13 protein-coding genes and 1 tRNA gene are annotated in these 14,058 nt (G+C 42.4%); 10 read left to right on the forward strand and 4 right to left on the reverse strand.

Going from position 1 to position 14,058, the window contains the following annotated elements; genetic code table 11:
* Positions 1–139 precede the first annotated feature (139 nt).
* Entirely contained in the window at positions 140–811 is a 672-nt protein-coding gene (locus KUL49_RS05135; protein WP_039225304.1) for a nitroreductase, read from the reverse strand.
* Positions 812–1,040: 229 nt separating this feature from the next.
* Between KUL49_RS05135 and KUL49_RS05140 the strand changes: the two genes are divergently transcribed.
* The 7 genes from KUL49_RS05140 to KUL49_RS05170 all read left to right on the forward strand — a co-directional run bounded on the left by KUL49_RS05140 (position 1,041) and on the right by KUL49_RS05170 (position 8,266).
* Complete coding sequence (locus KUL49_RS05140; RefSeq protein WP_131136523.1) at positions 1,041–2,543, forward strand: catalase; 1,503 nt, start codon at positions 1,041–1,043, stop codon at positions 2,541–2,543.
* A 242-nt stretch (positions 2,544–2,785) separates the two neighbouring features.
* The gene (locus tag KUL49_RS05145) at positions 2,786–4,315 is read left to right on the forward strand and encodes a DUF3369 domain-containing protein (protein WP_131136524.1); all 1,530 of its coding nucleotides are present in this window, start codon (positions 2,786–2,788) and stop codon (positions 4,313–4,315) included.
* Positions 4,312–5,664 (forward strand): sensor histidine kinase, encoded by a 1,353-nt coding sequence (locus tag KUL49_RS05150; RefSeq protein WP_131136525.1) that lies wholly within the window; start codon positions 4,312–4,314, stop codon positions 5,662–5,664. The genes KUL49_RS05145 and KUL49_RS05150 overlap by 4 nt, the downstream gene beginning before the upstream one ends.
* A gap of 144 nt (positions 5,665–5,808) precedes the next feature.
* The gene (locus tag KUL49_RS05155) at positions 5,809–6,672 is read left to right on the forward strand and encodes an alpha/beta fold hydrolase (protein ID WP_131136526.1); all 864 of its coding nucleotides are present in this window, start codon (positions 5,809–5,811) and stop codon (positions 6,670–6,672) included.
* Between the two features lie 84 nt (positions 6,673–6,756).
* A complete protein-coding gene (locus tag KUL49_RS05160) occupies positions 6,757–7,569 on the forward strand; it encodes a helix-turn-helix domain-containing protein (protein WP_039225300.1) in 813 nt (270 codons plus the stop codon).
* Positions 7,570–7,617: 48 nt separating this feature from the next.
* Positions 7,618–8,067 carry a carboxymuconolactone decarboxylase family protein gene (locus tag KUL49_RS05165; protein WP_131136527.1) on the forward strand — a complete coding sequence of 150 codons (450 nt, stop codon included), beginning with the start codon at positions 7,618–7,620 and terminating at the stop codon, positions 8,065–8,067.
* Between the two features lie 28 nt (positions 8,068–8,095).
* Positions 8,096–8,266: a YrhK family protein gene (locus tag KUL49_RS05170; protein ID WP_230633717.1), complete on the forward strand. Its 171-nt coding sequence runs from the start codon at positions 8,096–8,098 to the stop codon at positions 8,264–8,266.
* A gap of 151 nt (positions 8,267–8,417) precedes the next feature.
* Here KUL49_RS05170 and KUL49_RS05175 read toward each other — a convergent pair.
* Positions 8,418–8,494 (reverse strand) — tRNA-Pro (locus tag KUL49_RS05175).
* 111 nt (positions 8,495–8,605) lie between these two features.
* A complete protein-coding gene (locus KUL49_RS05180) occupies positions 8,606–9,067 on the reverse strand; it encodes a YHS domain-containing (seleno)protein (RefSeq protein WP_131136679.1) in 462 nt (153 codons plus the stop codon).
* 128 nt (positions 9,068–9,195) lie between these two features.
* On the opposite strand from KUL49_RS05180, the gene KUL49_RS05185 reads away from it, so the two are divergent.
* Complete coding sequence (locus KUL49_RS05185; protein ID WP_131136528.1) at positions 9,196–10,092, forward strand: AraC family transcriptional regulator; 897 nt, start codon at positions 9,196–9,198, stop codon at positions 10,090–10,092.
* Here the strand turns inward: KUL49_RS05185 and KUL49_RS05190 are convergent.
* Positions 10,079–11,515, reverse strand: a complete 1,437-nt coding sequence (locus tag KUL49_RS05190; protein WP_049586885.1) for a DASS family sodium-coupled anion symporter — start codon at positions 11,513–11,515, stop codon at positions 10,079–10,081. The two genes, KUL49_RS05185 and KUL49_RS05190, sit on opposite strands and share 14 nt — an antisense overlap.
* A gap of 532 nt (positions 11,516–12,047) precedes the next feature.
* Between KUL49_RS05190 and KUL49_RS05195 the strand changes: the two genes are divergently transcribed.
* Positions 12,048–13,034, forward strand: coding sequence for a reverse transcriptase domain-containing protein (locus tag KUL49_RS05195; RefSeq protein WP_131136529.1), 987 nt, complete (start codon positions 12,048–12,050; stop codon positions 13,032–13,034).
* Positions 13,021–13,884, forward strand: a complete 864-nt coding sequence (locus tag KUL49_RS05200; RefSeq protein WP_131136530.1) for an AAA family ATPase — start codon at positions 13,021–13,023, stop codon at positions 13,882–13,884. The genes KUL49_RS05195 and KUL49_RS05200 overlap by 14 nt, the downstream gene beginning before the upstream one ends.
* Positions 13,885–14,058 lie beyond the last annotated feature (174 nt).

A 14,058-nucleotide genomic window follows, 5' to 3' on the forward strand; every position in this document is an offset into this window, starting at 1 on the left:
CACTAAGAAGTCGGAAATGTTCAGTTATGAAGGCGCTGTTTTAGAAGCTCATGATATTTCAAACGGACGTTTTCATGCCGATGGCTTAACGCAGCATTGGCTTGCTGAAAAAATAACAATCTGCCTAAATCGAAAAACGCTAAAACCCGTGATACGTCACAAACTCTTCGTTGTCGGCGCGAGTTGAGCGAACCTCGTTTGCAGCGAACTCTGGGTCTGGATAGCCCAAGGCTATGCAAATCATAATGGCCTCATCATCAGGGATGTTAGCGTGCTTGTGTACTACATCGGACTGCATAATGCCCTGACCATTGATAACACAACCAAGCCCTAAGTCCCATGCAGCTAGCACAATGCCATACGCCAGCGACCCTAAACCAAACTGGGTGATCCCCGCTGGCTCTAAAGCCTTGTCATAGGTAAGCACCAAAGAAACGGGTGCATCAAACTGCCTAAAGCCGCGCATCATCCAATCCATACGCTTCTCCTTGTCTTCTCGGGTTATTCCCATTACGTCGAACAGCTGTATGGCTACATCAATTTGACGCTGACGGTGAATCCCCTCGTAGTCCTCTTTGTAGGGAAAGTCTCGAACGTGCGGTTTACCTTCAAGTGTATTTTTGGTGTTGCCTTCACGAATTTTATCAAGCACGTCGCCTGTTACTGCATGAATTTTCCAGGTTTGCGTGTTATAGGACGATGGCGCCCACTTCGCTGCGTTGATAATCGCGTCTACTGTTTCCTTAGTAACAGGCTGTTTAGTGAACCCTCTAACACTCTTTCTTGATGCTGCAAACTCGGCAAAATTCATACACTTCCTTAAACGCGGTAATTGAACTTGTTAAGTTAGAGTAAACACGACGAGTTTGCTCTTCAATAGGTGGCAAACCTAATTCAGATTGTTTGTTTTTATAGATATATATAGAAGTTTGTAAACCCTTTCATTTAGCAGTGCGTAGCAAAAGCATGTCATGAGTCAGGCACACATGATGTTTATGGAAGTTTGGCTTTCAAAAAAAGCATACGAAAGGAGTTTTATAATGGCTAAGAAACCGCAATTAACCACGTCGGCAGGCGCCCCCGTAGTAAGTAACGAAACCACTAAAACAGCAGGAGAGCCCGGCCCCGCCCTCTTACAAGATTATCAACTAATCGAAAAGTTAGCGCATCAAAACCGCGAACGAATTCCAGAACGTGTCGTTCACGCGAAAGGCTGGGGTGCACAGGGCACATTTACGGTCACGCACGACATTACCGATTACACATGCGCTGACCTATTCTCGGAAGTGGGTAAACAAACTGAAGTATTAAGCCGGTGGTCTACGGTAGCAGGAGAATCAGGCGCAGCTGATACCGAGCGTGACGTGCGAGGCTTTAGCTTGAAGTTTTACACACAACAAGGCAACTGGGATATGGTAGGTAATAATACTCCTATCTTCTTCATTCGTGATGGATACAAGTTCCCTGACTTTATTCGTACGCAAAAGCGACATCCGAAAACTAACCTGCGCTCACCAGAAGCCATGTTCGACTTTTGGGCTGCACAGCCAGAAAGCGTGCACCAAGTTACCATTTTAATGTCGGACCGTGGTATTCCGGTGTCACCTATGCACATGAACGGCTATGGCAGCCACACTTTCAGCATGTGGAATAAGGAAGGCAAGCGTCATTGGGTGAAGTTCCATTTCAAAACTCAACAAGGCATTAAAAACTACACCAATGAAACGTCTGAAAAAATCATTGGAAGCACTCGGGAAAAGTATCAAGAAGAGCTATATAACGCCATTGAAGAAGGCAATTTCCCAAAATGGACAATGTACATTCAGGCCATGCCAGAAGAGGAAGCAGGACAGCAAAGCTATAACCCGTTCGACCTAACCAAGGTGTGGCCGCACGATGACTATCCGCTTATTGAAGTTGGCGAACTGGAAATGAACAGAAATCCAGAAAACTACTTTCAAATGATAGAAAACGCAGCATTCAGTCCATCAAATGTTGTCCCTGGTATTGGCTTTAGCCCTGACAAAATGCTTCAGGCTCGCATATTTTCTTATGCTGATGCCCATCGCTATCGTTTGGGCACACACTATGAAGCACTCCCCGCTAACGCGCCGAAAAATAGCAAGGTAAACCACTATCACAAAGACGGCGCGATGCGCTTCTTTACCAATGATTTTGGTAACCCTGACGCCTACTATGAGCCCAATCAATACGAAGGTCCGGTGGCTGACTTTTCAGTGAAAGAGCCTCCGCTTCGCATTGATGGAGACGCTGATAGATATCATCAAGATGAAGCAGATGTGGATTACGTGCAGCCGCGAAAACTGTATGAGATGTTCTCTGATGATCAAAAAGAACGGCTGTATAAAAACTACGCTGCCGCAATGGGCCCGTGCTCAGATAGCGTAAAAGAGCGTTGGTACGCCGTGCTAGAAAAGGTACACCCAGAATACGCCGCAGGCGTACGAAATGCGGTAGAAAGCTTAGATACCGACGTAAATACGGTACCGATTACTGAAAATACCCCTATCGAAGATAGCTAAACGCTATTGTCGTAAGGTATCGCGGCCCAGCAGTTTTCTCTTACTGGAATCTGCTGGGCTCCACAACTTAACAAACATGGCATATTTTTAATACTTGCCTAAAACACGTCTAACTGATGGTAAAGAGACTTCTGTCATCAAAATATGCTCATTGAACTTTAGAACAAAACTAGTCGAGTAAGTTTGCGAGATTGAAAATTGTGGCTTACGTTTAATGTATCTAAACGTTTATAGCGCTATGTATGTCGTTATTTAAGAAGTCAAAAACAGAACAATCCACCTCTCGCCAAGCTCCATGGAAAATAGCCATAATCGATGATGAAGAAGGCGTACATGAGGTCACTAAACTCACTCTGCGGAAATTTAATTTCGAAAAACGCGGGGTTGAATTTCTATCAGCTCACAGTGGCGCTGAAGGCCTAGCACTTTTCAAAGCAAATCCAGACATCGCTCTCGCTTTCGTTGATGTGGTGATGGAAACTGACGATGCGGGTTTGAATTTGGTTGATGCCATTCGCAACGAGCTCAATAACCATACCGCCCGCCTTATTCTGCGAACAGGTCAACCTGGTCAGGCGCCGGAAGAAGAGGTAATCAGGCGTTACGACATAAACGACTACAAAGCCAAAACCGAATTATCATCGCTTAAACTTAAATCATGTGTGTACACAGCAATAAGGTCGTATCGGGATATTCAGACTATTGAGCAAGGTAAGCGCGGTATGGAAGACGTTTTAAAATCCTCGTCTTCCGTTTTAGCAAGCCAGTCTTTAGCCCAATTTGGCACCGCAGTGTTGAAACAGACACTTACACTGCTTAACCTAAACAACTCTGTACTCTACTTGTCTACTCAGCACACCGACTTATATGGCGATACGACCATGACGGTGCTAGGTGCCAGCGGCGACCTAGTTGGATTATGCGAACCTGGAATTTCTAGCCGAATTCCTGAAACTATCGAAGAAGAAATCAAACAAGTCTTAGAAAACAAAAGTCACTATCAGTCTAAAGATTTATTCATCGGCTACTACCCTACTGGAGAAGATAGTCACAACATTTTGTATGTTAAATTAGATCATCCACTGGATGCTCTGCAACGCAAGACCTTAGAGATGTTTGCCTCTAATGTGGCGGTAATATTCCAAAATCTCACGCAAAAAGAAGACATACAAAAAACCCAAAAAGAACTCATTATGGTGCTTAGCGACGCAATCGAAATGCGGAGTAAAGAGACCGGTGGTCATGTGAGAAGGGTCATTCTTATGACCGAATTTCTCTCTGAAAAGCTTCACATGAGCCGAGAGTTTATTGAGACCATACGGTATTCAGCCGCACTTCATGATGTGGGTAAAATTAGCATCCCTGAAACTATTTTACATAAGCCGGGCAAACTCGACCCCGAAGAATGGGAGATCATGAAGACCCATGCACAAAAAGGCTACGAGCTACTTGCGGGGTCTGATCGCATCGTTGCTAAAATGGGCGCCATCATTGCGAAAACGCATCATGAGCGGTGGGATGGTCAAGGTTACCCTGAAGGATTAGCTGGAGACGACATTCCCGTGGAGGGCCGAATTATGGCAATTGTCGACGTTGTCGACGCATTGCTATCTAAGCGCTGCTATAAACCGGCATGGAGTCCTGAGGAAGTAAAAGCCTATCTTCATAAGAATTCCGGGAAACAATTCGATCCGCTAATCACCCACATTATGATAGAGCACTTCGACAGAATCCTTGAAATCCGAGCCACAGAACCGGACGAAGATGAATGAAAGAATCGCTAGAACTAATCTTATTACGCGTTAGCCAAAGCGCAGATATTGATAAAGGTGAATTAGACGTTGCTTCTAGACTTATTATCAACTCGGTGTGTGAGGGTTTGCAAATTACTCGAGCTGGCATTTGGTTGTATGATGAAATGCAAACACTGGTACAGTGCACATTGCTCATTGATAAGGGTAATGACCTGGACCACGAAAGCTTAGTACTTACGCGAAAAGACTTTCCTCATTATTTCGAGGCGCTAGATTCAGAGAGAACCATTGCGGCCCACGACGCATTAACAGATGTTGCAACATTTGAATTTGCAGAAGTGTATTTAACGCCGCTTGGGATTAGCTCTATGCTTGATGTCCCTATTCGCCACCGCGGCAAAATGATTGGGATAATTTGCTGTGAACATCAAGGCAAAGCCCGTGAATGGCATGCCGATGAAGTTGTATTTGCGGCGTCACTGGCAGACCTTTACGGGCGTGCAGTGAGTGCAAATGAGCGCGCAGATTACGAGCAGAGGCTAATTGAGGCCAACCAAACCCTTGAGCAAAAAGTAATAGACCGCACGGCTGAACTTGAGGCCGCACAAGAAAAGCTCGTCGAGTCAGAAAAAATGGCGGCGTTAGGAAATCTAGTCGCAGGCATTGCTCACGAAGTTAATACGCCGTTAGGCATTGCACTTACCTCCGTCAGTAACTGCAAAGAAGAACTAAAAGGCATCTATCGAGACTTCGAAAACGATGAATTAACCGAGCAGGGTTTTAAAGACTTCGAAGCTATTTGCTCTGAAGGGCTAAACTTGGCTGAAACGAGCCTGATGCGGGCAGCGAATTTAGTACAAGACTTTAAGCGCACTTCTGCTGACCAAACGTCGTTAGAAATAGAAGAAATTGCATTAGACGAATATATCCCTAGAGTCTGTAACCCTTTAAAACCCATGCTTCGCAAAGAACAAGTTGAGCTAAGCATAGACGTTACGCCCAATTTAGTGATAACCACCTGCCCCGGTATAATTGCCCAATTGCTAACAAATTTAATATCGAATGCTCAGCGTCACGCTTTTGGTCCATCGGTAAATAACGACGTGAATAGAGTGAGTGTGAGCTGCAGCAAAAATGCTAAAGGCATTGTGATTAGCGTACAAGACAATGGCAAAGGTATACCAGAGGCACTTCACAAGAAGGTATTCGAGCCATTTTACACCACGGCTCGTGATAAAGGCGGTACAGGGCTGGGCCTAAATATTTTATACAACTTAGTACGACAAAAATTTAACGGTGAGATTGACTTAACATCAGCCCCTGGAGAGGGAACGAAAGTAACCGTCTGTATTCCGGTTGAAGACTAGCGTACCTCTCATTTTCCACTACCTATACCCTGCGTTATAAATTCCCTGTGCAGCGCGCGACATTATTAAAATGTCGCCCTCACGACAGACGTGAAATCAAAGGCTGGGCACGCTAAATACAAAAACATAACAAGGCATGTAGAAATGCAACTTTCACAATGGCGAAGTTCCGGAGACTTTTTAAACGTCGACGGTCAGCAAGTTTTTTATAAAACAGAAGGCACGGGACCAGTACTATTACTCATTCACGGATACCCCACCGCAAGTTTTGATTGGGCTAAAATATGGCCAGCACTTACAAACAAGTATCAATGCGTGACGCTCGATATGCCGGGGTTTGGTTTTAGCGATAAGTCACCAAAAAAATACTTAATTAAAGAGCAAGCAGACACGATAAGTGAGGTAATAAGGCATTTAGGTATCACAAGAGCCCATGTTCTATCTCATGATTACGGTGATACGGTTGCGCAAGAAATGATGGCGCAGCAACTGGAAAACGACCTTGCCTTTCGCATCGAATCGCTGCACTTACTTAACGGTGGCCTTTTTCCTGAGACACATCGTGCTCTGCCCATTCAAAAGCTGCTGCTCTCTCCAATTGGTGGTCTACTCATTCGCTTTTTAAACAAAAATGCAATTCGAAAAAGCATGCACAACATATTTGGTCCAAACACACCTCCTTCAGATCAAGACATCAATGATTTTTGGATGCTTATCAGTACAAATAATGGTCACCAACACATGCACTTGCTTTTGGACTATATGAAGCAGCGTAAACAATACCGAGAGCGCTGGGTAAGTGCACTGCAAAATGCCAATGCCCCTCTTCGACTAACCGCAGGTATGGCTGATCCAATCTCTGGCGCGCATATGGTGGCGCGGTACAAACAACTCATTCCTAATGCAGACGTAATTGAGCTCGATCAAATTGGGCACTATCCGCAAATTGAAAGTGCTGAAGCCGTGGTGAACTCTATAACAAGCTTTTTAGGTCGCTGCGCTAACTAAACGTGAAACTTTGTCTTGATACGGCACGCGACAGGGGTAATATAATGCTTCACTGATTTAACTCTAGACTCGCAACCAACGTTTATGGACGCTTCAACCAACAACGAAATTATTCCTGCCGCTAGCTTTAAGCAGATTGATATTGGTTTCGTGACCCCTGCTGCTTCCATAAAACGGTTTGTACAATGCATATGGGTGATTGATAACCCAGAAGGCTCAGCTACAACCCTAAACGAAAAATTTTATCCCGATGCAGGTGCTAGTTTGACTTTTTATCTCGATCAAACTAACTGTGAAGCACAATTGTTTTACCATACTCAGGTCTGCGCCATGCCGTGGGAACTGGCTTGCAGACAAATAAGTGTAAGGTTTAGGCCCGGTGCCTTGAAATACTTGTTCGGTTTAACCTTTGATGACAGTAAAAACCAACAAATCGACATCGCGTTGGCTATGGTTAAGCAGCGTGATTCCTATCAACGACTGCAAGCCTATCTTATTGGAAAAACTATTAGTCAGCAGTGCTTAGCAATACAGCACTGGTTGATTGAGCTAGCAGAAAATACTGATGGAGCCTTTCAGAAATGGGAGCGCATGCTTTATCAGTCGATGAATTTACTGGTGCCCCCACAACATCTTGCCGATCAGTTCGGCGTCAGCCGAAGAACGCTGGAGCGCCAATTTCGCACTAACTTTGGTTTCTCGCCAAACAAATTGTATCAATTTGCTCAAATACGCCATGCTCGATCGTTATTAACCTCAAACTCTGAAGCGCTGAGCCACGTCGCATTGGCATGTGGTTACTTCGACCAAGCGCACTTTACGCATTCATTTAGTGATTTCGCGCTGGAAACGCCCCTTCAGTATAGAAAGCGAAAGTTGTCGCAAATTTACAATTAAGCGTATTGCTTAGACTTTATAGTTCTCCGCAGTTTAAAGGAGATCACTATGAAAAAACGTATTACACAATCTGAGCTATATTCTGAATATCCCCATATTCTTGAACACCTCACAGGCTTGGTTAAGCCTTCAGTCAAAAGTACTTTGAGTCATAAACTCATACATTCAGTTAAGCTTCGTGCGTCACAAATTAATCAGTGCGGCTTCTGCCAACACATGCACGCCGAAGAAGCGAGAGAGTCTGATGAAAATCAGTCAAGGCTTGATGTATTGTCTGCATGGAGAGAGCTAGATTGTTTCAGTTTTGAAGAGAGAACAGCATTAGCGTGGACGGAAGCGTTAACGCTTATCCACTCTTCCACTATTACTGAAGAAATGTATAACAGCGTAGAAAGCACGTTCGGAAAAGAAGGGCTGATAGAACTCACGTCTATTATTCTGCAAATTAATAGCTGGAACCGTATTTCAGTAAGCCTTCAGTTTCAACCTTCTATTTAGTAGTAAGGAAGACGTGAAAATGACGATCATGAAACAAGTACAAAATAACAAATTGGGTGTAGCCGCCTGCTTGTGCTTTTTTTGGGGAAGTACCCTTTTCTTGCCAGCCTTCAGCAAATTTGCAACCGCTGGAGTATGGTTATTTATGGCGGGTTCTCTATTGATGCTTTTCGACATCTTGAGCATTAAAACCAACTAGGCTTTGCGCTAATAATGTTTAAGAGTGTATATACAAGTATGCACTCTTTTATTGAGCTAAATTTACTGCTGTATATTGGTACAAGAAAAGTGAGTTTCGATTTTACTTTGAGATATATATGGCATAAGCCATTGAATGGGGAGAGAGAAGTTGGTCGGTGTGAGAGGATTTGAACCTCCGACCCCTGACACCCCATGACAGTGCGCTACCAGGCTGCGCTACACACCGACCGAAAGAGCCGACAAGTCTACTCAATTTCAACGACTTTGCAATGTAAAAAAACCAAATAACCGTCTAAACGATTATTTGGTAATCAAAACCCATCTAAAACGAAGCTTATTACAAGTCGTCTGCACTTACATCTTTGATTTCTGGCCATTCTTTATTCGCCTCATCTATATGAGTAGGAATGTTCTTGGCCCATGCTTTGTATACACTTTCGTCTTTATTCACATAAAGTACGCCATCAACAATTTCAAACGCTTTGCCGTTTATTTCAAATTTCTTACCAAACGTTGCACCGTAGGCACAAAAGCCGCCGTACGCTGGTGCGTATTTGTCTGGGTTGCTTACAAACATGTCTCTATTTTTCTGCGATGAAAATCGGTAAATAGCGTCGTTGTGGACGGCCGTTATAGTCGCTTTACCCAGCACTGGCTTACCTTCAGTAAAATAAGCTACAGCGTCGTGCCCGGCTAAAATAATTCCGTTTTCGTCGGTCTCTGTGTCAACGCCAGCGAATACCGCCCCACTAGCAATTAGTGAAACTGCAAATAAACTACCTTTTAAGAATGCTCTCATGCTATTTCTTCTCCACATTGGTGTTTCGAGTGTTTTCACACTATCTCTGTATAAGTTCGAAGAATATGGTACGTACTTCGGTCTTATACAAACATGCTCCAAACGCTTAAATACTTGTCCAAAACACCATGAAAAATTTAGAAAGCCTTTTTGACAAACTTCAAATAACCACCAACGTATTTCACAACGGACAATATTGCGGTAACTGGCAAGTTGACACTTCTGGCACCGGCTTTATTAATTTTCACGCCGTGACTCACGGTCAATGTTACTTACACCGTAACGACGAAGGCCCAGTTCTGTTAGAAAAAGGCGACATGGTTTTACTGCCTGTTGATAGCCCACACCTTTTAAGCCCTTCAAAGACTCACACTTACAAAAATGTTAGCGCAAGCTCTATTCCTGTTAGCGAGAAACTAGGAGCTGAAGGCCCGGTGCTACTTTGCGGTTACTTCGAGTATCAGCACCCTTTAATGAGAGTAATAACAAAAGAACTGCCAGAATTTTGGATAATTAAAAAAGCATCAAAAGAAAGTAGAGTGCTACATGAAAGTCTGCAGTTACTTATCAGCGCGTCGTTAGAAGTGTCGGACTCAACCTTCACTTCGTCGGTTCTGCTAAACAAAATCGCTGAGGTTGTATTCCTTTTGATTGTGAAGCATTTAATGAGCAAGTACTCATCAACCTTAGGGGCTCTACTGCATCCGGCCATAGCAAATAGCCTTCAAGCGCTGCATAACGCGCCTGAACAACATTGGAACGTAGAAATGCTGGCGAGTATTGCGAATATGTCTAAATCTAACTACGCAGCAAAGTTCAAAGCCTGTGCAGGCGTAACTCCAATTAAATACCTAACGCAATGGCGCCTGCGTTGTGCCTGCACAGAAATAATCCAAAGCAACAAGCCGTTAATTACCATTGCAAACCAATATGGTTACGAAACGGAAGCTTCTTTTTCAAAGGCTTTTAAAAGAGAGATTGGCGTATCTCCTTCACAAAAGCGCGTTCAAGCTAGGCCAGCGTAACGTAACACACCCCAGTTACTACCAGTGCAACTAACACGTTTAGCACCACACCCTCTCTGGCCATAGTTTTTATGTCGAACTTTTCCGTTGAGTATGCAATGGCGTTAGGCGCTGTAGCTACTGGCAGCATAAAAGCGCAACTTGCGCTAATTGCCGCGGGGATCATCAACAACTTAGGATCTACGCCCACAGCCATACCCGCGGCCGCTAGAATTGGCATTAGTAGTGTAGATGTTGCCGTGTTAGAGGTAATTTCCGTCAAGAAGGTAACGAACAAGCAAATTCCAAGTACCAACAGAAGAACAGGAAGCGTAGAAAGTCCCGTTAACCATGTTCCCATAAGAACACTTAAGCCCGATGACATAAATGCTTTGGCAATACAAATACCGCCAGCAAACAATAACAACATGCCCCACGGAATATCGTTTGCGGTTTTCCAATCAAGCAGTTTGTCGTTGTTTCCTTTTTCGTCTACTTCACCGTTATCGTTTCCGCTGTTTGTAAAGAACATAGCAGCAACACCCGCTACGGCAATAGTACTGTCACTTATTGTGCTTATGCCTATCCAAGCAGTCCAAAAAGGTCTGAAAATCCAAGCTAAAGCGACAGTGCCAAAAATAGCAAGAACACGCTTCTCGGCTTTTGTCCACGTGCCTGGGACAGGTAAATCGATGTTCCCCACTTGTTTAATACCGCGCGCTAACCATAAAGCCATAATCGGTACGCCTAAAATCACGATGGGTACACCAGTTTTCATCCAGTCGATAAAGCTGTATTCAATACCTTGGGTCTCTTCATACACGCTCATAAAGATAATATTTGGTGGCGTCCCAATCGGTGTCCCTACCCCACCTAAGCTTGCTGAATAAGCAATACCAAGTATAAGCGCCACGCCAAATCGCGGATTGTCTACTGCGTTGATAATAGCGATAGCCATTGGCAACATCATTAGGATTGTTGCCGTGTTACTAATCCACATACTGAGTACTGCAGTTGTTAACATGAAGCCCAGTACCAGCTTGAGCGGGCTGCCGCTGCCCGTTATACGCAACATGTAAATGGCGAAACGCTTGTGTAAGTTAGCGCGCTCCAACCCTTTTGAAAGCATGAAAGCAGCCATTAATAGAATGATAACGTGGCTTCCGAGAGCAGAGGCAGCTTCGCTGTGAGACAACACACCAAATAGCGGGAATAGCGCGAAGGGTAAAAGTGAGGTAGCGGGAATGGGGAGCGCTTCAGTCACCCAGAGCACAGCTACAAATAGCGTAATTGCTGCGGTAAAAATGATCTCGCTGGGCTGATCAATAGCCCACAATCCCAAGCCACATAGTACTGAAGCGATAAAGGCAAATAGAATTATACTGTTTTTACGTGTTGGCTTTCGTTGTAGAGTTTCTGAAGAAGGTTCAGAGTTTGTGTGCATTGCGCTTCCCGTTACTAATAGCTTTATTATAAGTGCTAGTTATTGCTCTTATATTTTCTATCAGTAATTAGCGGGAAACGCACGCAACTTTTAGAACAAGCCAAGAGAAAGCAGAAGTTGTAGATTAAAACTCATCCCCAAAAGCTGTTACCGCAATAGTTTAAAAAGGATGCACTAACATTATACTTGCTCGAGTAAACGTCCTCGCTTTCTTGTTCTAATGATGGCTACCGCTCAACAGCATTAGAACAAGCTGTTGAAATCAAGAATAAAAACAGAACGCATATCAACATATTTTCTTGAATTTTAATTGGCTAAAACAGTTAAGATTGACTTAGTACATGATAAGTCTATACTTAAGTTCACCAGTGACTAGGAGAAGCTCCAGTCACAAAGCTGGTCCCTAGGAGTCATTATAAAATTTCACTGTTACGCCCCTCTTTTGGGGCGTTCAGATGAAAATTGCGACTTGTTTTATAAACATCTCTTCTCAACACCTACGAATAAATAGCTAAGTGCCGTATAACTACTTATGACTCATGAAGCTGATTCTAACCAAACTAAAAAGAAAACCCTAGAGCAGGCTTTCAACACGATATTTCACGATAAAGAAGACTTTAGCGAATTTTGTTCTCTTGATGTTATTTCAGAGGTAGAACCCTTTACTATTTCAGACAGAGAAGTTTTTAAAACTTCCGATAGATTAAAACGGTATTTACGCTTCATAGATCGCATTATATTGAGGCATCTTTCGATAGATACGGATGTAGTTCATTCCTTCTCTCAAGAAAAAAATACATATACAGCTGTAAAAGAGCATGTTGGCAATGATTATTTTTTCTTGACTGATATAGAAAGCTTCTTCTCTAAAATAAAAACTGAAGATGTAAAAAAAATCCTCTATCGAAACATCAACAACATACCTATTTCAGATATAGAAAATTATATAGATTTCCTTTCATCTGTGGTGAGTTTCAACAACCAGCTTCCCGTTGGCTTTTCTACATCTCCCAGACTAAGTAATAGTTTTCTATACGATTTTGATATTGCTCTCAAAACGTATTGCTCGCGCGAGTCATTGACCTATACGCGTTACGCAGACGACGTAATTATTTCTGGCGCTAGCTTTGAAAAACTAGAAAGATTAAAAACAACAATTCAAGACTTTCTCAAAATCCACGCATCGAATGAGTTGCGTTTAAACAAAAGTAAAACTCGCATAACTCATCTTGGCAATAAAGTAAAAATTCTCGGGCTAATGATATTACCTAATAGAACAATTACTATTGATGCAAAATACAAAAGTAGGCTTGAGTTGCTACTTCACTTTTATTCTAACAACAAAGAAAAATATCAAAGTTACCTAGAAGAAAACTTTAATGGAAGTGAAAAGTCAGTTTTCGGAATGCTTCATTATGTTCAATCTATTGACCCTGATTATCTAGATAAGCTCCAAAGAAAGTATGGGATATATGCGGTAAGGTTTTTCATGGAAAAAAAATCGAATGACAATCGATAAAATTACTATAAGTAATCTTAAATCTATAATTAACCTTACTGCGGAGTTCATCTATCCAGATTCTAATATTATAGTCATTACTGGTAAGAACGGAATAGGTAAGACTTCGATCGTCAGCGCACTTCACTTGATTACCGATCCTCAAATTATCGACAAGTCCTCAGGTGTCCAAGCTGTTAATAGCAATACAGTAATCTCATTTGAAATTGATGGCTTCGAGCCGTTTTCTTTTAAATTCAACAGCAAAATTGGTGCGCTAGATAGTAGAGACAAAATTCCAAATAAAGATGAGGTAGTAGCTGAGCTACCAATTCCATTTGGACAAAGATTTCAACAGTACAGCTTGATAGCAAGCTTTGATGCAGAAATTAGAGTAAATATAGCCTCTAATCAATACCTTCCCGCCGACGAAATCATCGCATTTTTAGGTTCAATTTATTCTATTGATAAATTTCAAAACTTAAAAGCAACAAAGATTGGAAAAAACACTTTTTACTTTCTTTTAGCTGAAGATGACCGGTACATTCGAGAAGACCATTTTAGCTCTGGTGAATTTTTTCTTATTCAACTTTATAGATTTATTACTTCTGGCGCGAAATTAATAATAATAGACGAACTCGATGTTTCACTCGACGCTGCAGCACAAGTAAAGCTATATGAAACGTTAAAACCTATTTTATTGAAGCACAGTAGCAGGATGATCGTGATTTCTCACTCACTTGCATTTATGAACACTGTAGATGATGGAACGCTTTATTATCTCGAAACAATTGAAGGCAATACGTTACTCGAACAAAGGTCACTTGGGTATATAAAATCTGACCTTTTACAGCTTCAGAGGAAAAGATAGATTTATAATCACCGAAGATCAGATTCTAGAAGGTTTTTTTAAGATATTTAATAAATAAGCATATTAAGCCATTTTATGAGTTCGAAATTATTCCAGTCGGTGGTGAACCACAAATAAGACAAATTACATTAAAGAATGATAAAGATGAAATATTTGGTCGCTCAGAGCAAGTAA

It is taken from the genome of Alteromonas sp. KUL17, from assembly GCF_006538305.1.
In the GTDB taxonomy this organism is placed as follows: domain Bacteria; phylum Pseudomonadota; class Gammaproteobacteria; order Enterobacterales; family Alteromonadaceae; genus Alteromonas; species Alteromonas macleodii.

Excerpts from the sequence above, each read along its gene's own strand:
- KUL49_RS05135 (WP_039225304.1), bottom strand. The coding sequence starts at position 811 with ATGAATTTTGCCGAGTTTGCAGCATCAAGAAAGAGTGTTAGAGGGTTC.
- KUL49_RS05140 (WP_131136523.1), top strand. The coding sequence starts at position 1,041 with ATGGCTAAGAAACCGCAATTAACCACGTCGGCAGGCGCCCCCGTAGTA.
- KUL49_RS05145 (WP_131136524.1), top strand. The coding sequence starts at position 2,786 with ATGTCGTTATTTAAGAAGTCAAAAACAGAACAATCCACCTCTCGCCAA.
- KUL49_RS05150 (WP_131136525.1), top strand. The coding sequence starts at position 4,312 with ATGAAAGAATCGCTAGAACTAATCTTATTACGCGTTAGCCAAAGCGCA.
- KUL49_RS05155 (WP_131136526.1), top strand. The coding sequence starts at position 5,809 with ATGCAACTTTCACAATGGCGAAGTTCCGGAGACTTTTTAAACGTCGAC.
- KUL49_RS05160 (WP_039225300.1), top strand. The coding sequence starts at position 6,757 with ATGGACGCTTCAACCAACAACGAAATTATTCCTGCCGCTAGCTTTAAG.
- KUL49_RS05165 (WP_131136527.1), top strand. The coding sequence starts at position 7,618 with ATGAAAAAACGTATTACACAATCTGAGCTATATTCTGAATATCCCCAT.
- KUL49_RS05170 (WP_230633717.1), top strand. The coding sequence starts at position 8,096 with ATGAAACAAGTACAAAATAACAAATTGGGTGTAGCCGCCTGCTTGTGC.
- KUL49_RS05180 (WP_131136679.1), bottom strand. The coding sequence starts at position 9,067 with ATGAGAGCATTCTTAAAAGGTAGTTTATTTGCAGTTTCACTAATTGCT.
- KUL49_RS05185 (WP_131136528.1), top strand. The coding sequence starts at position 9,196 with ATGAAAAATTTAGAAAGCCTTTTTGACAAACTTCAAATAACCACCAAC.
- KUL49_RS05190 (WP_049586885.1), bottom strand. The coding sequence starts at position 11,515 with ATGCACACAAACTCTGAACCTTCTTCAGAAACTCTACAACGAAAGCCA.
- KUL49_RS05195 (WP_131136529.1), top strand. The coding sequence starts at position 12,048 with ATGACTCATGAAGCTGATTCTAACCAAACTAAAAAGAAAACCCTAGAG.
- KUL49_RS05200 (WP_131136530.1), top strand. The coding sequence starts at position 13,021 with ATGACAATCGATAAAATTACTATAAGTAATCTTAAATCTATAATTAAC.